Source organism: Methylobacterium sp. C33D (assembly GCF_053345825.1).
Window position 1 is genome coordinate 119333 of record NZ_JBKFAV010000016.1, and the last position, 17649, is coordinate 136981.

A 17649-nucleotide genomic window follows, 5' to 3' on the forward strand; every position below is an offset into this window, starting at 1 on the left:
CGGCGGGCACATGGTGCGGTGCGGAACCCCCGCGAGCGCCCACCCATTCCCATGGGTCCCGTTCGGAACCCGTGGAGCGATGCCCGATGCCGGACCTCGACGCGCTCGCCGGCTCCGCAGCCCGCGCGCTGGCCTACCTGCCGTGGTGGGCCGAGAGCCTGATCCTCATCGTCGCCTGCTGCGCCGTGGTGATGCCCCTGCACGGGGTCGTCTACCGGGCGATGAAGCGGGCTGTCTCGGGCAAGAGCCTGTTCTGGCGCTCGCTGGTGTCGCGCACCCGCGGGCCGAGCCGCCTCGGCCTGATCGTGGTGGCGATCAGCCTCGCCTCGACCACCGTGCACCTGTCCTGGGAGGTGCGGATCGCCCTCAACCAGATCCTGCTGGTCGCCTTCGTGACGCTGACCGGCTGGTGCTGCGCCACCGCGCTCCACATCGCCACGGTGATCTACCTGCGGCGGTTCAAGCTCGACGCCGAGGACAACCTCCTGGCGCGCAAGCACTTCACGCAGATGCGCATCCTGGAGCGGGCCGGCGTGACGCTGGTGGCCCTCGTCACCCTCTCGGTGGCGCTGATGACCTTCGAGCCGGTGCGACAGTACGGCGTCAGCCTGCTGGCCTCGGCGGGCGCGGCGGGCCTCGTCCTCGGGCTGGCCATGCAGCCGGTCCTGTCGAACCTCGTGGCCGGCATCCAGATCGCCATCACGCAGCCGATCCGGATCGAGGACGCGATCATCGTCGAGAACGAGTGGGGCTGGGTCGAGGAGATCACCGCGACCTACGTGGTGGTCCGCCTCTGGGACTGGCGCCGGCTGGTCCTGCCGCTGACCTACTTCATCCAGAAGCCGTTCCAGAACTGGACCCGCGACGGCGCCTCGCTGATCGGCAGCGTCTTCCTCTACGTCGACCATCGGGCGCCGGTGGCGGCGATGCGCGAGAAGCTCGCCGAGATCGCCAGGGCCACGCCCCTGTGGGACGGCAAGGTGGTGAACCTCCAAGTCTCGGACGCGAAGGAATCGACGATCGAGATCCGGATGCTGGTGAGCGCCCGCAACGCGCCCCAGGCCTGGGACCTGCGCTGCGTGGTCCGCGAGGCGATGATCACGTGGCTCCAGGCCGAGCACCCGGAGGCTCTGCCGCGGCACCGGACGGAGTGGGTCGGCGCCGAGGAGGCGCCGCTGCGCAGAGCTGACGCGCGACGTTTTGCTGCGTGAGCCACCCCGTCATCGCGAGCGCAGCGAAGCGACCCGGGGCGGCGGCGACAGCGGTGAACGGGGCGCTGCTCTGGATCGCTGCGCTCCGCTCGCAGGGACGGGTGTCAGTCGTCGGCGCCCGCGTAGAAGCTCTCCACGCCGATGCCCTCCTCCTGCATCAGCCGGGCGCGGGCGCGCAGCTTCTCGGTCTCACTCTTGAGCTGACCGCAGGCGGCCAGGATGTCCCGGCCCCGGGGCGTGCGCACCGGCGAGGCGTAGCCGGCGTTGAACACGATCTCGGAGAAGCGCTCGATCCGGTCCCAGTCGGAGCATTCGTAGCGGCTGCCCGGCCAGGGGTTGAACGGGATCAGGTTGATCTTGGCCGGGATGCCCTTGAGCAGGCGGACCAGCTCCCGCGCGTCCGCGTCCGAATCGTTGACGCCCTTCAGCATCACGTACTCGAAGGTGATCCGGCGGGCGTTGCTCAGGCCCGGATAGGCCCGGCAGGCCGCCAGCAGCTCGGCGATCGGGTACTTGCGGTTCAGCGGCACCAGCTCGTCGCGCAGGTCGTCGCGCACGGCGTGCAGCGAGATCGCCAGCATGGCGTTGGCCTGCTCGCCGAGCCGCGGGATCTGCGGCACGACCCCCGAGGTCGAGACCGTGATCCGGCGGCGGGACAGGCCGAGGCCCTCCTGGTCCGACATCACCCCGACCGCGTCGACCACGGCGTCGAGGTTGTAGAGGGGCTCGCCCATGCCCATGAACACGATGTTGGTCACGAGCCGGCCGACCTCGCCGGAGCCGCCGGCGTCGCGGCTCGGCATCTGGCCGGGCCAGTCGCCGAGCTCGTCCCGGGCGGTGACGAGCTGCTGGACGATCTCGGCCGCCGACAGGTTGCGCACGAGGCGCTGCGTGCCGGTGTGGCAGAACGAGCAGGTCAGCGTGCAGCCGACCTGGGAGGACACGCAGAGCGTGCCGCGGTCCGGGCCGGGAATGTAGACGCACTCGATCTCGGCGCCGCGGTTGTGCTCCTGCCGGTTGGTCGGCGCCATGCGCAGCAACCACTTGCGGGTGCCGTCGCGGGAGACCTGCCGGCTCGCCACCTCGGGCCGCTCCAGGGTGAAGTGCTCGGCGAGCTGCGCCTTCAGCGCCTTGCCGACATTGGTCATCTCGGCGAAATCGGACGCCCCGCGGAAATTCACCCAGTGCCAGACCTGGCCGGCGCGCATCCGGCTCTCGCGCTCGGGCACGCCCATGCCGACGAGCTGCGCCTTGAGGGCGTCGCGGGTCAGGCCGACCAGCGACGGCCGGCGGCCGGGCAGCGCCTCGGGGAGGAGATCCGGCGCCTTCTCGATCGCGGCATCGGCCGCGCGGGCGCTGTCGAGCGACGGCGTCGCCATGGCGTTCAAACGATCCATACGTTGGAAAGGGTCTGATATAGGCGATCCCCGCGGCGAATGCGAATGCGCGCCGCCCAGAGCGGCCCTGACGGAGAGCCATGGCGACCGATACCCGCGCCGGGCAGGCGATCTACAATCCGCGGACGCTGCGGCTCTACGACCTCGTCGTGCTGCGCCTGTCGAACCCGCTGATCTGGCGCTGCCCCACGGCGCGGATCCTCGATCTCTACGACCGGCACGCGGGCCGCGCCCATCTCGACGTCGGGGTCGGGACCGGCTGGTACCTCGACCGCTGCCGGTTCCCGTCCGCCACACCGCGCATCGGCCTGATGGACCTCAACGCCGACAGCCTCGCCTTCGCGGCCGACCGGATCGCGCGCTACCGGCCCGAGACCTACCGGGTCGACGTCCTCGGCGCCCCGGTCACCGGCCTCGCGCCGTTCGACTCGATCGGGATGACCTACCTGCTGCACTGCCTGCCGGGCGACATCGCCGCGAAGGCCAAGGCCTTCGACACTTTGCGGCCGTGCCTCGCCGACGGCGGCGCGGTGTTCGGCGCCACGATCCTGTCGGGGGGCGTCCCGGCCACGGGGGCGGCGCGGGCGCTGATGCGGGTCTACAACCGCAAGGGGGTGTTCTCGAACGCCGCCGACACCTTGCCGGACCTGCGCGCGGCGCTCGACCGGCGGTTCCGGTCGGTGGAGATCACGGTCGTCGGCTGCGTGGCGCTGTTCGTGGCGCGGGAGCCGCGCTGACGGGCCATCGCCGTGGGGCTTCACCGTCTTTGCGAGCGCAGCGAAGCAACCCAGGGCAGCGCAAGGTCGGCGAGCGTGGCGCAACTGGATCGCTTCGCTGCGCTCGCAAAAACGGGCACGAAAAAGGGCGCCCGCAGGCGCCCTCATCCAACGTGCCAAGTCGTAAAAGAATCAGGCGGCGGCCGTCTTCACCGGCACGCCCTTCTCGGACAGGAAGGTCTGCAGCTCACCCGACTGGAACATCTCGCGGGTGATGTCGCAGCCGCCGACGAACTCGCCCTTCACGTAGATCTGCGGGATGGTCGGCCAGTTCGAGAAGGCCTTGATGCCCTCGCGGATCTCCTGGTCGGCCAGGACGTTCACGCCCTTGAACGGCACGCCGAGGTAGTTGAGGATCTGTACCACCTGCCCCGAGAAACCGCATTGCGGCATCTGCGGCGTGCCCTTCATGAACACCACCACGTCCTGGGAGGCGATCTCGTTCTGGATGGTCGTGTTGACGTCGGTCATCGGGTACCTCGGGTTTATTCGGTTGGCTTCATATCGACGGTCCCGGCCAGCTTCTCAAGGAGGCCGGCAACGGGCAGCGTGCCCGTGGTCAGATCCTCGTAGCTGAACGGGCACTCCTGCGGCAGGTCCCGCGGCACGCGGATCGCGTGTTGCGATAGGCTGGCAGCGGCATCGGACACGCCGCGCCGCCAAGCCGCGTTCAAGTCGATCAACCGACGCATCGATGGCTTCGCCTCATGGGAGACCCGGAGCAGAAACGCGTCGATCTCGATCCGCCAGTGATTGCGGCTGGGCGCGTTCGGGTCGGACAAAAGTTTCACCAAGTGCTCGAAAACCAGCTCCATCTTGCGGACCACGCCGCTGACTTGCGAGCGGCCCACGTAGAGGAGCTCCTGAACGATGTTCTGCCAGTCGATCTGTTGTGAGAGAGGGTCGGACCGCTCGGCGAGCCGTACGAGCAGGGCGACCTGTTGATGGCACCACGCCACGGTGTCGCTGTCGATCAGTTCAGGCTGCTCACGTCGCAGCTCTGCGTCGGCGTGGATATCGAGCGCGTTCCTTATCGCATCGGAAGCCGGAGCACGCTCGGCAAGCAGACGGTCGAGCCAAGCATCGATACCGCCTTCCGCATCCCAAGCATAAGTGCCGAGCGCATCGGGGATCGCGTCACGATCGATCGCTCCGTCCGCCTCAACGATCTTGGGCATGGCCTCGAACAGGCGCTCGTGGAGGCCGATCGAGAAATCGTCGGGCGCGACCAAAGGACGAACGCCCGCGAAGAGGGATGAATCGTGCAGCAAGGCGCCGAGAAGTCCGCGTTCCCGGGCGAAGGTTTCCCCCCAGGTCGCCGGCCGTACGCGTTCGATGACGACAGACGGTTTGAGACTCATCGCGACGCCTGAGGGTCTTCTCCTCAATCCTGCGGGACGCCCGTGGTCAGCGCAAGGGCGTGGAGCACGCCGCCCATCCGGCCCTGGAGAGCGCCGTAGACCATCTGGTGCTGCGCCACGCGGGTCTTGCCCTTGAAGGCCGCCGACAGGACGGTGGCGGCGTAGTGGTCGCCGTCGCCCGCGAGGTCGCGGATCTCCACCTGCGCGTCCGGCAGGGCCTCGCGGATCATGCGCTCGATCTCGCCCGCATCCATCGGCATCGGGAAACTCCTCGTCAGAACGGGGCTCAGGCGGCCGGCGCGGCCGGCTGGCTCGCCATGTAGTCGGGCAGCCAGCCCTCGTGCGCCGCGGTGAGGTCGGCGAGCGATATGGTCTCGCCGCCCGGCAGGGTCAAACGGTCGGAGCCGGTGACGCCGACCGACGCGGCCGCCACGCCCTGGGAAGCGGCGGCCGCGAGGAGGTCGGTGGCCGCCTCCGGCCGCACCGCCACCAGGTAGCGGCCCTGATCCTCGCCGAACAGGTAGGCGTGGGGCGGCAGGTCCACCGGCACGTCGGAGAGCGCCGCGCCGATCCGGCCCGCCATCGCCATCTCGGCGAGCGCGACGGCGAGGCCGCCATCCGCGAGGTCGTGGACCGTGTCGACGGTGCCCGCCTGGATCAGGCCGCGGACGAAGTCGCCGTTGCGGCGCTCCAGCGCGAGGTCGACGGGCGGCGGCGCGCCCTCCTCGCGGCCCTCGATCACCGACAGGTAGGACGACTGGCCGAGCCAGCCCTCGCTCGCCCCGATCAGCACCAGCACGTCGCCTTCCCGCTTGAGGGCGATCGTCGCGTGGCGCGCCACGTCGTCCAGCACGCCGACGCCGCCGATGGTCGGGGTCGGCAGGATGCCGACGCCGTTGGTCTCGTTGTAGAGCGAGACGTTGCCCGACACGACCGGGAAGTCCAGTGCCCGACAGGCCTCGCCGATGCCCTGAAGGCAGCCGACGAGCTGGCCCATCACCTCGGGCTTCTCCGGGTTGCCGAAGTTCAGATTGTCGGTGATGGCCAGCGGCTTGGCCCCCACCGCCGTGATGTTGCGCCACGCCTCGGCCACGGCCTGCCGGCCGCCCTCGACCGGGTCGGCCTCGCAGTAGCGCGGGGTCACGTCGCAGGTCAGCGCGAGGCCCTTCGGCCCGTCCTCGACCCGGACGATCGCGGCGTCGCCGCCGGGCTTCTGGACGGTGTTCCCTAAGATGAAGTGGTCGTACTGCTCGAACACCCAGCGCTTCGAGGCGAGGTCGGGGGAGCCGACGAGGCGCTTCAGCGCGTCGGTGAGCGAGGCCGGCGCCGGGACGTCGGCGGCCGCGATCACCGGCTGGTGCGTGTTGGCGAGGTGCGGCCGGTCGTAGAGCGGGGCCTCGTCGCCGAGCTCCTTGATCGGCAGGTCGGCCACGGTCTCGCCGTGCCACTTGATGACGAAGCGCAGCGTGTCGGTGGTCCGGCCGATCACCGCGAAGTCGAGGCCCCACTTCACGAAGATCGCCTGGGCCTCGGCCTCCATGCCGGGCTTGAGCACCATGAGCATGCGCTCCTGGCTCTCCGAGAGCATCATCTCGTAGGGGGTCATGCCCTCTTCGCGGGCCGGGACCTTGTCGATGTCGAGCTCGACGCCGAGGTCGCCCTTGGCGCCCATCTCGACCGCCGAGCAGGTGAGGCCGGCCGCGCCCATGTCCTGGATGGCGATGACCGCGCCGGAGGCCATCAGCTCCAGGCAGGCCTCCAGCAGCAGCTTCTCGGCGAAGGGGTCGCCGACCTGCACGGTCGGGCGCTTCGACTCGGATTCCTCGTCGAACTCGGCCGACGCCATGGTGGCGCCGTGGATGCCGTCGCGGCCGGTCTTGGAGCCGAGATAGACGATCGGGTTCCCGACGCCGGCGGCGGCCGCGTAGAAGATGCCGTCGGTGCGGGCGAGGCCCACCGCCATGGCGTTGACCAGGATGTTGCCGTCGTAGCGCTTGTGGAAGCCGGTCAGGCCGCCGACCGTCGGCACGCCGAAGGAGTTGCCGTAGCCGCCGACGCCCGCGACCACGCCCGAGACGAGGCTGCGGGTGCGCGGGTGGTCGGGGGAGCCGAAGCGCAGGGCGTTGAGCGCCGCGATCGGCCGCGCGCCCATGGTGAAGACGTCGCGCAGGATGCCGCCCACGCCGGTCGCCGCGCCCTGGTAGGGCTCGATGTAGCTCGGGTGGTTGTGGCTCTCCATCTTGAAGACGCAGGCGTGGCCGTCGCCGATGTCGATGACGCCGGCGTTCTCGCCCGGGCCCTGGATAACCCACGGCGCCGAGGTCGGCAGGCCGCGCAGGTGCTTGCGGGAGGATTTGTAGGAACAGTGCTCGTTCCACATCGCCGAGACGATGCCGAGCTCGGTCAGCGTCGGGTCGCGCCCGATCAGGCCGCGGAAGCGCTCGTACTCGTCCGGCGTCAGGCCGTGCTGGGCCACGAGCTCGGGGGTGATCGGAACGTCGTTGCGGAACATGGGCGGTCTCGACGAGGGCGGTCCGGGAGCCCCGGCGGGGCCCTCGACCCGATGCGCGCCCCGGACCGGGCCGCGCGCGGCGACGGTGACGGATTAGTGCGTTCCGCCACCGCGTTGCAATACGCCGGCAATGCTGGCCGTGTATGGGTGCCGGTCACGCCGCCGGCGGATGGGCCAGAAAATCGGCGATCGCGGCCACGAACTTGTCGCCGTAGGCCTCGCGCTTGCGCTCGCCGACGCCGTGCACGGTGCGGAGCGCCCAGAGGTCCACGGGCTTCTGGCGGGCCATCTCGATGAGGGTCCGGTCCGGGAAGACCATGAAGGCCGCGATGCCCTCGGCCCGGGCCAGCGTGGCGCGCAGGCCGCGCAGGTGCTGGAACAGAGCCTCGTCGGCCTCCGAGAGGGCGATCTCCCCGTCCTCGCGGGCCGCGGCCCGGCGGCGCTCGCGGGACTCGGCCTTCGGCTCCGGATCGGGGCGGAGCTGGACCGGCTCCCGGCCGAACAGGATCGCCTCGCCCTTCTCGGTCATGGACAGGCCGCCGTAACCGTCGGCGTTCTCGGCGATCGCCCCGGCCGCGAAGAGCTGGCGCAGGATCGCCCGCCACGCCGCCACCGGCTTGTCGGCCCCGACCCCGAAAGTCTTGAGGCCCGCGTGGCCGTTGCGGCGGATCTGCTCGCTCTCCTTCCCGTGGACCACGTCGCAGATGTAGGCCGCGCCGAAGCGCTGGCCCGTGCGCACGATCGCCGACAGGATCTTCTGGGCCGGGACCGTCCCGTCCACGAGGGTGACGCCGCCGCGGCACAGGTCGCAGCGGCCGCAAACACCGCTCGACTCGCCGAAATAGGCGAGCAGCGACTGGCGGCGGCAGGTGGCGCCCTCGCACAGGGTGATCATCGCCTCGAGCTTGCGCCGCTCGACCCGGCGGCGCTCGTCCGAGATCTCCTTCTCGTCGATCTGGCGGCGGCGGAGCGCCATGTCGTCGAGGCCGTAGAGGGTCAGCGTGTCGGCCGGCAGCCCGTCGCGGCCGGCGCGGCCGATCTCCTGATAGTAGCCCTCGACGTTGTTGGGCATGTCGGCGTGGCAGACGAAGCGGACGTCCGGCTTGTTGATGCCCATGCCGAACGCGACGGTGGCGGTCATCACCACCCCGTCCTCCTGCAGGAACCGGTCCTGGTTCGCCATCCGCGTCGCCTGGTCGAGGCCGGCATGGTAGGGCAGGGCGTCGAAGCCGTCCTTCCGGAGGGTCTCGGCAAGCTGCTCGGTGCGCTTGCGCGACGAGCAGTAGATGATCCCGCTCTCCGCCCTTCGGTGCTTCAGGAACCGCTCGATCTGCCGGGCCGGGTTGTCCTTGGGCTGGAAGGTCAGCCGGATGTTCGGCCGGTCGAAGGAGTGGACGAAGATCTTCGGGGGCCGGTCCTGCGGGAACAGGCGCTCGGCGATCTCGGCGCGGGTCGCGGCGTCGGCGGTGGCGGTGAGCGCCAGGGTCTGGACGTTGCCAAGCGCCGTCCGGGCGCGGGCGATCTCACGGTACTCCGGCCGGAAATCGTGGCCCCACTGCGAGACGCAGTGGGCCTCGTCGACGGCGAGCCGCCGGACGCCGGCGCCGCGCAGGACGTCCATGCAGCCGTCCATCAGCAGACGCTCGGGAGAGACGAACAGCAGCCGCAGGTCGCCCGAGCGCAGGCTGCGCCAGGTCTCGCGGGACTCGGTATCCGACACCGTCGAGTTCAGCGTCGCTGCGTGGATGCCGACGCTGCGCATCTGCTGGACCTGATCGTGCATCAGCGCGATCAGCGGCGAGACCACCACGGTCAGCCCCGGGTCGACCAGAGCGGGGAGCTGGTAGGTCATCGACTTGCCCGAACCCGTGGGCATCACGGCGAACACGTCGGTCCCGTCGAGCACCGCGCCGATCACCTCGTCCTGGCCGGGGCGGAAATCCTCGTAGCCGAACGTCTTCTTCAGCGCGGCACGGGCCTCGTCGAGGCGGGTCATCGGGATCCTTTGGGACGGTCGAGCCGTCTTGCGGCGGCCAACTTGCGGCAACGGTGTGTAGACACTAGCCTCCTGTGTCTACACGGGGGCCGCCATGCCGCTCAACATCCGCAGCGAAGAGGTGAATCGGCTCGCCGAGAAGCTGGCATCGCGGGCCGGCGTGAGCAAGACCGAGGCGGTGCGACTCGCGCTCGCGAACGAGCTGGCGCGGCGAGACGCGGAGCGCGAGACCTTCCTAGAGCGGGTCACGCAGATCCAGGAAAGGCTCGCGTCCTACCCGTCAACGGGGCTCAAGGCCGACAAGGCGTTCTACGACAGCCTGAACGACGAGTGATGTTCGTCGACGCGTCCGCCATCGTGGTGATCGTCGCCGGCGAGCCAGGACATCGTGCGCTGTTGGATCGGTTGCGCGACAGTCCGGTGCGGCTCACGAGCGGTGTGGCGGTCTATGAGGCGGTGCTCGCCATTGCCCGGCTCAAGGCCGTCCCACCCGAAGTCGCCGGAGAGATCGTGGACGATTTTCTGAACGCCACTGGCGTCAGGCGGGTCCCCATCGCAGACGCGGAGGCGCGGCTCGCCGTCGCGGCCCATGCCCGCTACGGCAAGGGCCGCCACCCGGCGCGGCTGAACCTCGGCGATTGCTTTGCCTATGCCTGCGCGCGGGCGCACGGCGTGCCGCTGCTCTCCGTCGGCGACGATTTCTCGCAGACCGACATCCGCTCGGTCCTCGGCTGAGCCTCAGCCGCCGTGGAACTCGGCCACGTGCTGGGCGACGATCGCGTCGAAGGATGCGTCCGCCCGGAAGCCCAGGGCCAGGGCGGCCTCCGGCTCGAACGCTTCCGGCCAGGAGCCGACGATCCGCGCGATGGTGGCGTCGGGTTCGCGCCGGATCAGCGCCACGGCCTTGTCGCCCGCCGCGCGCCGCAGGGCCTCGATCTCCTCCGTCACCGTCGCCGAGACGCCCGGCATGGTCAGGCTGATCCGGGGGCCGATCGCCGCGAGGTCGAGCCCGGCCGCGTGGGTGAGGAAGCCCACCGCCGCCGCGGGGCTGGCGAACCAGTGCCGGACCGTGTCGGGCACCGGCAGGATCGCCTCCTGGCCGGCGAGCGGCTCGCGGATGATCCCCGAGAAGAAGCCCGAGGCCGCCTTGTTGGGCTTGCCCGGCCGCACGCAGATCGTCGGCAGCCGCAGGCCGATCCCGTCGAGGAAGCCGCGGCGGGCGTAGTCGGCGAGCATCAGCTCGCCCATGGCCTTCTGGACCCCGTACGAGGAGGCCGGGCGCAGGATGTGGTCGTCCGGGATGACCTTGGGGAAGGGCGGCCCGAACACCGCCAGCGAGGAGGTGAAGACCAGCTTCGGCCGGTAGCCATCCGCCGCGCTAGCCGCCCGGATCGCGTCGAGGAGCAGGCGCGTGCCGTCGAGATTGACCCGGTAGCCCAGCTCGAGGTTGGCCTCGGCCTCGCCCGAGACCACGGCGGCGAGGTGGAAGATCACCCCCGGCCGCTCGGCGATGGCGGCCTCGGCGGCGCCGGGCGCCGTGAGGTCGGCGGCCTCGGCCCGCACCGGGCCGGAGAAGCCCTCGGGCGCCGACGGCGGCACCACGTCGAGCAGCGTGAGGGCGGTGAGCGGCTGCCCGCCGACCCGGCCGTCCCTCACCAGGGCGTCCACGAGGCGGCGGCCGATCATGCCGGCGGCGCCGAGAATCAGGGCGTGCATGGAAAACCTCCCGTCGGGTTGTGCGGTTTCAGAGCATCCCCCCGGGACCGGGGCGATGCTCTCAGTCGTTGGTGCCGCATCATCCTGTTCTGAATGCCGGACGCCACCTCTCGGGGCGATGCTCAGGCCATCATGTCGAGGGCGCGGCCGAAGAAGTCGGCGCCGCCGAAATTGCCGGATTTGAGGGCGAGCAGCATCGGCTCGGGCCGGCCCGCCGTGCGCAGGACCGGCACGCCCGCGGCGATCTCCGGCCCGAGCAGGAAGGCCGTGAGGCCCAGCCGGTCGACCACCGCGCCGGAGGTCTCGCCGCCGGCGACCACGAGACGGCGCACCCCGCGGGCGACGAGGCCCTCGGCGATCGCCGCCAGAGCCGCCTCGATGGCGTGGCCGGCCGCGTCGACCCCGTGGGCGGCCTGGAGGGCGCGCACCGCCTCGGGCGGGGCCGAGGTGGCGATCAGCACCGGGCCGGAGGGCAGGCGCGCCTCCGCGAAGGCCAGGGCCTCGGCGACCACGTCCTCGCCCGCCAGCAGCCGCGCCGGGTCGAGGCGCAGCACCGGCATGATCGCCTCCGCGGCGGCGACCTGCTGGAGGGTCGCCTGCGAGCAGCTGCCGGCGAGGCAGGCCGAGGCGCCGCCCACCGGCTCGCACACAGCCGCGCCGGCGGCGTCCCTGGTGCCGCGCCCGTCGGCCGCGAGCGCCCGCGCGAGGCCGAGGCCGAGACCGGAGGCCCCCACCGAGAATTTGCGGTCGAGGATCGCCCGGCCCAGCACCTCGAGGTCGCTGTCGAAGATCGCGTCCGCGATGGCGGCGCCCTTGCCCTCCTGCGCGAGGGCGTCGAGGCGGGCAGCCACGGCCTCCGCGCCCCGGGCGACCGTGGCGGTGTCGATCAGGCCGACCGGACTCCGGCTCTGGCGCCCGAGCACGCGCACGAGGTTGGCGTCGCGCATCGGGTTGAGCGGGTGGTCCTTGAGCGGGCTCTCGTTCAGCGGCACCGAACCGACGAACAGGTTGCCCTGGTAGACGCTCCGCCCCGTCTCCGGGAACGCCGGGGTGACCAGCGCGATGGTCTCGCCCGCGTCGGCCCGCAGGGCGTCCATGACCGGGCCGATATTGCCCGCATCGGTCGAGTCGAAGGTCGAGCAGACCTTGAACATCACGTGGGCCGCGCCTCGGGCCCGCAGCCACGCCTCAGCCTCGCGGGAGCGCGCCACGGCCTGATCCGCGGGAATCGAGCGGCTCTTGAGGGCCACCACCACCGCGTCGGCCTCCGGCAGGGTCTGGCCCGCCTCAGGCACGCCGATGGTCTGGATCGTGCGCAGGCCCGCCTTGGTCAGGGTGTTGGCGAGGTCCGAGGCGCCCGTGTAGTCGTCGGCGACGCATCCCAGGGCGAGGCTCATCGGGCGTTTCCTCTATAGGCGGCGAGCCAGCCGAGGCCCGCGACGGTGTCGGCGGCCGGGATGTACTCGCAGCCGACGAAGCCGGCGTAGCCGAGCCGATCCAGCTCGTCGAACAGGAAGGCATCGTTCATCTCGCCGGTGCCGGGCTCGTGCCGCTCGGGCACGCTCGCGGTCTGGACATGGCCGATGATCGGCATCAGGGCCCGCAGCCGCACGGTCACGTCGCCGTGCAGGATCTGGCAATGGTAGAGATCGAACTGGAGCTTCAGGTTCGGCAGGGCGAGGTCGCGGATCAGGTCGGCGGCCCGGCCGAAATCGTTGAGGAAGTAGCCCGGCATGTTGCGGCCGTTGATCGGCTCCAGGACGAGGTCGAGGCCGGCCGGCGCCAGCCGCTCCGCCGTCCAGGTCACCGCCCGGCGGTAGGCTTCGATTGCCTTCGGATCGTCCCAGGGGGCGAGGCCCGCCATGAGGTGGAGCCGGCCGACGCCGGTCGCCTCGGCGTAGCGGAGCGCCGTATCGACCCCCGCCTTCAGTTCATCGAACCGCTCAGGAAACGCGGCCAAGCCACGCTCACCCTTTGAAAAATCTCCCGGCGGCAGGTTGAACAGCGCCTGGGTCAGGCCGTTCGCCCGAAGACGCTCGCCGATGGCTTCCGGTGGATGCTCGTAGGGGAACAGGAACTCGACGGCGTCGAATCCGGCTCGGGCCGCGGCCTCGAAGCGATCGAGGAACGGCACCTCGTTGAACATCAGGCTCAGGTTGGCGGCAAAGCGCGGCATTGGTGTCGAACTCCCTGCGCTCGATCCGGCTACTTCTGGCCCGGGAGCTTCGCCCCAGAGACCTGCGCGTAGAGCCGCGCCACGGAGGCATCGTCGTCCCGGCCCATGCCGGCGCCCGACGCCATTAGGAACATCTGCAGCGCCGCCGCAGCCACCGGGACCGGGTACTTCTCGGCCCGGGCCATGTCCTGCACGATGCCGAGATCCTTGACGAAGATGTCGACCGCGCTCTTAGGGCTGTAATCGGCGTCGAGGATGTGCGGCACCCGGTTCTCGAACATCCACGAATTGCCGGCCGATTTGGTGATGACCTCGTAGACGCGGCCGAGGTCGAGCCCCTGCTTGGCCGCGAAGGTCATCGCCTCGCAGGCGGCGGCGATGTGGACGCCCGCGAGCAGCTGGTTGATCATCTTGAAGGCCGCGCCCTGGCCGGCCGCGTCGCCGAGTTCGTAGAGCGTGCCCGCCATGGCATCGAGGGCCGGCCGTGCCTTGGCGAAAGCGTCCGCCGAGCCCGAGGCCAAGAAGGTCAGGCCGCCATCGGCCGCGCGGGCGGCGCCCCCGCTCATCGGGGCGTCGAGGTAGTGGCGACCGGTGGCCTCCAGCCGTGCCGCCAGGGCGCGGGCGATGGCCGGATCCATGGTGGCGGAGGAGACGAACACCGCGCCCTCCGGCATCGCGGCGGCGGCGCCGTTCTCGCCGAACAGCACCGCCTCGGTCTGGGCGGCGTTGACGACGACGCTCACCACCACGTCGGCGTCGCGCGCCGCCTCGGCGGGGGTGGAAACGCCCCGGCCGCCGGCAGCGGTGAAGCGCGTCACCGCCTCTGGGTTCACGTCGCAGGCGGCCACGGAGAAGCCCGCCCGCAGGAGCGAGCCGGCCATGCCGGAGCCCATGGAGCCCAGGCCGATCACCGCGGCGCGGGGTGTTGCGTTGGTCATCGGGGACGGCTCCTACGTGAGGGGGGAGAGCACCGCGCATCACCGCGTGAGGCGTAGGTCCCCTCTCCCGTCCGGGAGAGGAGGCAGGTTGCAGTCGGACCGAAGGTCAGCGGTTGACCATCCGGGCCGGTGTCACGAACACGCAGACCGCGCCGACCACCAGCATCGCGGCGAGCGCGTAGAGGCCGGTGGCAGTGCTGCCGGTGGCGTCGCGCAGCGCGCCGATCACGTAGGGGCTGACGAAGCCCGCGAGGTTCCCCACCGAGTTGATCAGCGCGATCCCGGCGGCCGCGCCCGCGCCGCTCAGGAACGCCGTGGGCAGCGACCAGAACAGAGGCGAGCAGGTCAGCACGCCGGCCGCCGCCACCGAGAGCGCCGCGATGGCGAGCGTGGTCGAGCCGGCATTCGCCGAGACCACGAAGCCGACGGCGCCGATCAGGGCCGGGATGATCAGGTGCCAGCGGCGCTCGCGCATCCGGTCGGCCGAGAGGCCGAGCAGGACCATTACCACCGCCGCGCACAGGAACGGGATCGCGCTGATCAGGCCGATGTTGAAGTTGCCCTGCACGCCCGAGGCCTTGACGATCGTCGGCATCCAGAAGGTCAGCCCGTACTGGCCGGTGACGAAGGCGAAGTAGATCAGGCTCATGAACCACACGCGGCCGTTGCGGAACACGGTGGCGATCGAGTGCGGGCTCGATTCCTTGCCCTGGTTGTCGGCCGCGATGTCGCGCTCGAGGAGCTGCTTCTCAGGCTCGCTCAGCCACTTGGCCTCGGACGGGCGGTTGTCGAGGTAGAGGAACACCGCGATGCCGACCAGCACCGCCGGCACCGCCTCGATCAGGAACATCCACTGCCAGCCCGACAGGCCGTGGGCGCCGTTGAACGCGTCCATGATCCAGCCGGAGAGCGGGTTGCCGAAGATGCCGGAGATCGGGATCGCCGCCATGAACACCGCGATCACCTTGGCCCGGCGATGGGCCGGGAACCACGAGGTCGTGTAGAGGATCACGCCGGGATAGAAGCCGGCCTCGGCGAGGCCGAGGAGGAAGCGCATCCCGTAGAAGCTCCACTCGGAGTTCACGAACAGGAAGGCGCCGGAGATGATCCCCCAGGTGATCATGATCCGGGCGATCCAGACCCGGGCGCCGACCCGGTGCAGGATCACGTTCGAGGGCACCTCGAACAGGAAGTAGCCGAGGAAGAAGATGCCGGCGCCGAGGCCGTAGACCGTCTCGGAGAACTTCAGCTCCTGGGACATCTGAAGCTTGGCGAAGCCGACATTCACCCGGTCGAGATACGCCACCACGTAGCAGAGCATCAGGAACGGCACGAGGCGCCAGAACACCTTGGCGTAGGTGCGGTCGGCGAAGGATTTCTCGTCCGCTTGCGCTGTGGCGCCCCCCAGCGGGGCAGCTTGGACCGGCATGGGCGTTCTCCCGCGCCCGCACCTCTCCGGTACGGACGAATAGTGGTCTTCACCGCTCGTGAGGCGGCGCTGGGTGGTGCCATATCGCCTTTTGGCAGCGCTGCCAATCCGGTTGTGCGAGATAATGCAGGCCGCTATGTCAGTGCGGATTGCCGAGGACGGTCTTCCCATCCACCCACCTCATCCTGAGGCGCCGGAGCGCAGCGGAGGCCTCGAAGGAGTCCTCCAAGTAGCACTGCGACTTCTGGAGCCCTCCTTCGAGGCCCGCCGGCGCGGGCACCTCAGGATGAGGTGGGTGGATGGGAGACGCGACGGGCGTCATGAGACAATCCGCACCGGGAGAGCGGGGCCATGGATGAGATTCAGCCGCCGGGGCGGCTCGTGACGCTCACCGATGTCGCCCGTGAAGCCGGTCTCGGCGAGAGCACGGTCTCGCGGGTGCTGCGCAATCACGGCTCCTATTCCAGGCGGGCCGGCGAGCGGGTGGCCGAGGCGGTGGCCCGGCTCGGCTACGTCCCGAACCGGCTCGCGGGCAGCCTCGCCGGCCAGGGGGCGAGCGCGCGGCTCGTCGGGGTCGTGATCCCGTCGCTCGCCAACGTGGTCTTCCCCGACCTGCTGCGCGGGCTGACATCGGCGCTGGACGCCGAGGGCATCCCCTGCGTGATCGGGGTGAGCGATTACGATCCGGACCGGGAAGAGGCGCTGGTCGCCGCGCTCCTGTCCTGGCGGCCGGCGGCGCTGCTGCTCACCGGGCTGGAGCACAATCCCGGCACCGTCACCCTGGCGAAGGCCGGGGGCGTGCGCGTGGTGGAGATGATCGATACGGACGGAGCGGGGATCGATGCCGTGGTCGGCTTCTCCAACCGGGCCGTGGGGGCGGCGAGCGCCCGGCACCTCGTCGCGCGGGGCTACCGGCGGATCGCCTATCTCGGCCACGATCTCGCGGTCGACCTGCGCGCGGGCAAGCGGCTGGCCGGGTTCGAGACAACCCTCGCGGAGTCGGGTTTGGCGCTCTGTGGCAAGGAGATCCGGCCGGGGCCGTCCTCGCCGGCCTCGGGCCGGGCGGGGCTGGAGGCGCTGCTGGCGCGCCATCCCGACCTCGACGCGGTCTACTTCTCCAACGACGACATGGCGCTCGGCGGCTACTTCGCCTGCCTCGCGGCGGGACTGGCGGTGCCGGGACGGCTCGCGCTGTTCGGCTTCAACGGGCTCGACTTCGCCGCCGCGATGCCCCAGCCCCTGTCGACGGTGCGCACGCCGCGCCTGGAGATCGGCCGGCAGGCCGCCGCCTGCCTGACCGGCGAAGGCCCGAAAACAATCGATCTCGGATTCGAGCTGATCGAGGGAGCGACCGCATGAGCGATGAGAGCCGGCTGCGCGAGGAGATCTGCCGCTACGGCCGCTCGCTGTTCGAGCGGGGCCTGACGCCGGGCTCCTCCGGCAACATCTCGCTGCGCCTGCCCGACGGCGGCTGGCTGGTGACGCCGACCAACGCGTCGCTCGGCTTCCTCGACCCGGCACGGATCTCGCGGCTGGATCAGAACGGCCGCCTGGTCTCGGGGGATAAGCCAACCAAGGAGATCCCGCTGCACGGCGCGCTCTACGAGAGCCGGAGCGAGGCGAAGGCCATCGTCCACCTGCACTCGACCCACGCGGTGGCGGTCTCGATGCTGCCGGAGATCGACCCGCGGCAGGTGCTGCCGCCGCTGACGCCCTACTACCTGATGCGCACCGGCGGCACGGCGCTCGTGCCCTACTATCGCCCGGGCGATCCGGCCGTGGCGGACGCGATCCGGGGCCTCGCGGGGAAGTACAGCTCGGTGCTGCTCGCCAATCACGGCCCGGTGGTGGCCGGCGACAGCCTGGAGGGCGCGGTCTTCGCCACCGAGGAGCTGGAGGAGACCGCCAAGCTCTACCTGCTCCTGCGCAATCTCAACCCGCGGCCGCTGAGCCCCGGGCAGGTGGCCGATCTGGTGAGCCATTTCGGCCTGACCCTGCCGGAGCCGGACGACCATGCCGGGCACGATCACGGGTGAGGGACTTCAGGGGCCGGTGCAGGGCGCGACGCGCCCCTCTCCCGCGCGGGAGAGGAAACGCGCTCCGATCCGAAGCCGGTCGTCCGCGGGGAAGTCTCCGC

At 70.7% G+C, this 17649-nt stretch carries 17 protein-coding genes; 6 read left to right on the plus strand and 11 right to left on the minus strand.

Features of this window, described 5'->3' with window-relative positions; translation table 11 throughout:
- Positions 1-86: 86 nt before the first annotated feature.
- Positions 87-1211 carry a mechanosensitive ion channel family protein gene (locus tag ACLBXO_RS14965; protein WP_331314089.1) on the plus strand — a complete coding sequence of 375 codons (1125 nt, stop codon included), beginning with the start codon at positions 87-89 and terminating at the stop codon, positions 1209-1211.
- 104 nt (positions 1212-1315) lie between these two features.
- Here the strand turns inward: ACLBXO_RS14965 and rlmN are convergent, their stop codons facing one another.
- Positions 1316-2590 carry a 23S rRNA (adenine(2503)-C(2))-methyltransferase RlmN gene (gene rlmN, locus ACLBXO_RS14970; RefSeq protein ID WP_043347814.1) on the minus strand — a complete coding sequence of 425 codons (1275 nt, stop codon included), beginning with the start codon at positions 2588-2590 and terminating at the stop codon, positions 1316-1318.
- Positions 2591-2688: 98 nt separating this feature from the next.
- On the opposite strand from rlmN, the gene ACLBXO_RS14975 reads away from it, so the two are divergent.
- Positions 2689-3345 (plus strand): class I SAM-dependent methyltransferase, encoded by a 657-nt coding sequence (locus tag ACLBXO_RS14975; RefSeq protein WP_331314091.1) that lies wholly within the window; start codon positions 2689-2691, stop codon positions 3343-3345.
- Positions 3346-3516: 171 nt separating this feature from the next.
- Here ACLBXO_RS14975 and grxD read toward each other — a convergent pair whose 3' ends face one another.
- From grxD to recQ, 5 genes are all read right to left on the minus strand, one after another.
- On the minus strand, positions 3517-3855 hold the full coding sequence (gene grxD, locus ACLBXO_RS14980) for a Grx4 family monothiol glutaredoxin (protein WP_012318124.1): 339 nt from the start codon (positions 3853-3855) through the stop codon (positions 3517-3519).
- Positions 3856-3869: 14 nt separating this feature from the next.
- On the minus strand, positions 3870-4745 hold the full coding sequence (locus ACLBXO_RS14985; protein ID WP_447685819.1) for a DUF29 family protein: 876 nt from the start codon (positions 4743-4745) through the stop codon (positions 3870-3872).
- Between the two features lie 23 nt (positions 4746-4768).
- On the minus strand, positions 4769-5005 hold the full coding sequence (locus ACLBXO_RS14990) for a BolA family protein (protein WP_007568343.1): 237 nt from the start codon (positions 5003-5005) through the stop codon (positions 4769-4771).
- Positions 5006-5031: 26 nt separating this feature from the next.
- A complete protein-coding gene (gene purL, locus ACLBXO_RS14995) occupies positions 5032-7257 on the minus strand; it encodes a phosphoribosylformylglycinamidine synthase subunit PurL (protein WP_447685820.1) in 2226 nt (741 codons plus the stop codon).
- A 154-nt stretch (positions 7258-7411) separates the two neighbouring features.
- Entirely contained in the window at positions 7412-9253 is a 1842-nt protein-coding gene (gene recQ / locus ACLBXO_RS15000) for a DNA helicase RecQ (protein WP_447685821.1), read from the minus strand.
- A gap of 94 nt (positions 9254-9347) precedes the next feature.
- On the opposite strand from recQ, the gene ACLBXO_RS15005 reads away from it, so the two are divergent.
- On the plus strand, positions 9348-9587 hold the full coding sequence (locus ACLBXO_RS15005) for a type II toxin-antitoxin system VapB family antitoxin (protein WP_331314097.1): 240 nt from the start codon (positions 9348-9350) through the stop codon (positions 9585-9587).
- A complete protein-coding gene (locus tag ACLBXO_RS15010) occupies positions 9587-9988 on the plus strand; it encodes a type II toxin-antitoxin system VapC family toxin (protein ID WP_331314099.1) in 402 nt (133 codons plus the stop codon). The genes ACLBXO_RS15005 and ACLBXO_RS15010 overlap by 1 nt, the downstream gene beginning before the upstream one ends.
- A gap of 3 nt (positions 9989-9991) precedes the next feature.
- Here the strand turns inward: ACLBXO_RS15010 and denD are convergent, their stop codons facing one another.
- The 5 genes from denD to ACLBXO_RS15035 form a co-directional block, all read right to left on the minus strand.
- Positions 9992-10969, minus strand: coding sequence for a D-erythronate dehydrogenase (gene denD / locus ACLBXO_RS15015; RefSeq protein ID WP_331314102.1), 978 nt, complete (start codon positions 10967-10969; stop codon positions 9992-9994).
- 122 nt (positions 10970-11091) lie between these two features.
- Positions 11092-12366 (minus strand): 3-oxo-tetronate kinase, encoded by a 1275-nt coding sequence (gene otnK, locus ACLBXO_RS15020; protein ID WP_447685822.1) that lies wholly within the window; start codon positions 12364-12366, stop codon positions 11092-11094.
- Positions 12363-13145 (minus strand): 2-oxo-tetronate isomerase, encoded by a 783-nt coding sequence (gene otnI, locus ACLBXO_RS15025; RefSeq protein WP_447685823.1) that lies wholly within the window; start codon positions 13143-13145, stop codon positions 12363-12365. The genes otnK and otnI overlap by 4 nt, the downstream gene beginning before the upstream one ends.
- 29 nt (positions 13146-13174) lie before the next feature.
- Positions 13175-14083 carry an L-threonate dehydrogenase gene (gene ltnD, locus ACLBXO_RS15030; protein ID WP_447685824.1) on the minus strand — a complete coding sequence of 303 codons (909 nt, stop codon included), beginning with the start codon at positions 14081-14083 and terminating at the stop codon, positions 13175-13177.
- A gap of 106 nt (positions 14084-14189) precedes the next feature.
- Positions 14190-15512 (minus strand): MFS transporter, encoded by a 1323-nt coding sequence (locus ACLBXO_RS15035; protein ID WP_447685825.1) that lies wholly within the window; start codon positions 15510-15512, stop codon positions 14190-14192.
- Between the two features lie 351 nt (positions 15513-15863).
- Between ACLBXO_RS15035 and ACLBXO_RS15040 the strand changes: the two genes are divergently transcribed.
- Both ACLBXO_RS15040 and otnC read left to right on the plus strand, forming a co-directional pair.
- Positions 15864-16871 (plus strand): LacI family DNA-binding transcriptional regulator, encoded by a 1008-nt coding sequence (locus tag ACLBXO_RS15040; RefSeq protein ID WP_447685826.1) that lies wholly within the window; start codon positions 15864-15866, stop codon positions 16869-16871.
- A complete protein-coding gene (otnC, locus tag ACLBXO_RS15045) occupies positions 16868-17548 on the plus strand; it encodes a 3-oxo-tetronate 4-phosphate decarboxylase (RefSeq protein ID WP_331314110.1) in 681 nt (226 codons plus the stop codon). The genes ACLBXO_RS15040 and otnC overlap by 4 nt, the downstream gene beginning before the upstream one ends.
- Positions 17549-17649 lie beyond the last annotated feature (101 nt).

Bases quoted from the DNA above. Each gene is read 5' to 3' on its own strand.
- ACLBXO_RS14965 (WP_331314089.1), top strand. From the start codon at position 87: ATGCCGGACCTCGACGCGCTCGCCGGCTCCGCAGCCCGCGCGCTGGCC.
- rlmN (WP_043347814.1), bottom strand. From the start codon at position 2,590: ATGGCGACGCCGTCGCTCGACAGCGCCCGCGCGGCCGATGCCGCGATC.
- ACLBXO_RS14975 (WP_331314091.1), top strand. From the start codon at position 2,689: ATGGCGACCGATACCCGCGCCGGGCAGGCGATCTACAATCCGCGGACG.
- grxD (WP_012318124.1), bottom strand. From the start codon at position 3,855: ATGACCGACGTCAACACGACCATCCAGAACGAGATCGCCTCCCAGGAC.
- ACLBXO_RS14985 (WP_447685819.1), bottom strand. From the start codon at position 4,745: ATGAGTCTCAAACCGTCTGTCGTCATCGAACGCGTACGGCCGGCGACC.
- ACLBXO_RS14990 (WP_007568343.1), bottom strand. From the start codon at position 5,005: ATGCCGATGGATGCGGGCGAGATCGAGCGCATGATCCGCGAGGCCCTG.
- purL (WP_447685820.1), bottom strand. From the start codon at position 7,257: ATGTTCCGCAACGACGTTCCGATCACCCCCGAGCTCGTGGCCCAGCAC.
- recQ (WP_447685821.1), bottom strand. From the start codon at position 9,253: ATGACCCGCCTCGACGAGGCCCGTGCCGCGCTGAAGAAGACGTTCGGC.
- ACLBXO_RS15005 (WP_331314097.1), top strand. From the start codon at position 9,348: ATGCCGCTCAACATCCGCAGCGAAGAGGTGAATCGGCTCGCCGAGAAG.
- ACLBXO_RS15010 (WP_331314099.1), top strand. From the start codon at position 9,587: ATGTTCGTCGACGCGTCCGCCATCGTGGTGATCGTCGCCGGCGAGCCA.
- denD (WP_331314102.1), bottom strand. From the start codon at position 10,969: ATGCACGCCCTGATTCTCGGCGCCGCCGGCATGATCGGCCGCCGCCTC.
- otnK (WP_447685822.1), bottom strand. From the start codon at position 12,366: ATGAGCCTCGCCCTGGGATGCGTCGCCGACGACTACACGGGCGCCTCG.
- otnI (WP_447685823.1), bottom strand. From the start codon at position 13,145: ATGCCGCGCTTTGCCGCCAACCTGAGCCTGATGTTCAACGAGGTGCCG.
- ltnD (WP_447685824.1), bottom strand. From the start codon at position 14,083: ATGACCAACGCAACACCCCGCGCCGCGGTGATCGGCCTGGGCTCCATG.
- ACLBXO_RS15035 (WP_447685825.1), bottom strand. From the start codon at position 15,512: ATGCCGGTCCAAGCTGCCCCGCTGGGGGGCGCCACAGCGCAAGCGGAC.
- ACLBXO_RS15040 (WP_447685826.1), top strand. From the start codon at position 15,864: ATGGATGAGATTCAGCCGCCGGGGCGGCTCGTGACGCTCACCGATGTC.
- otnC (WP_331314110.1), top strand. From the start codon at position 16,868: ATGAGCGATGAGAGCCGGCTGCGCGAGGAGATCTGCCGCTACGGCCGC.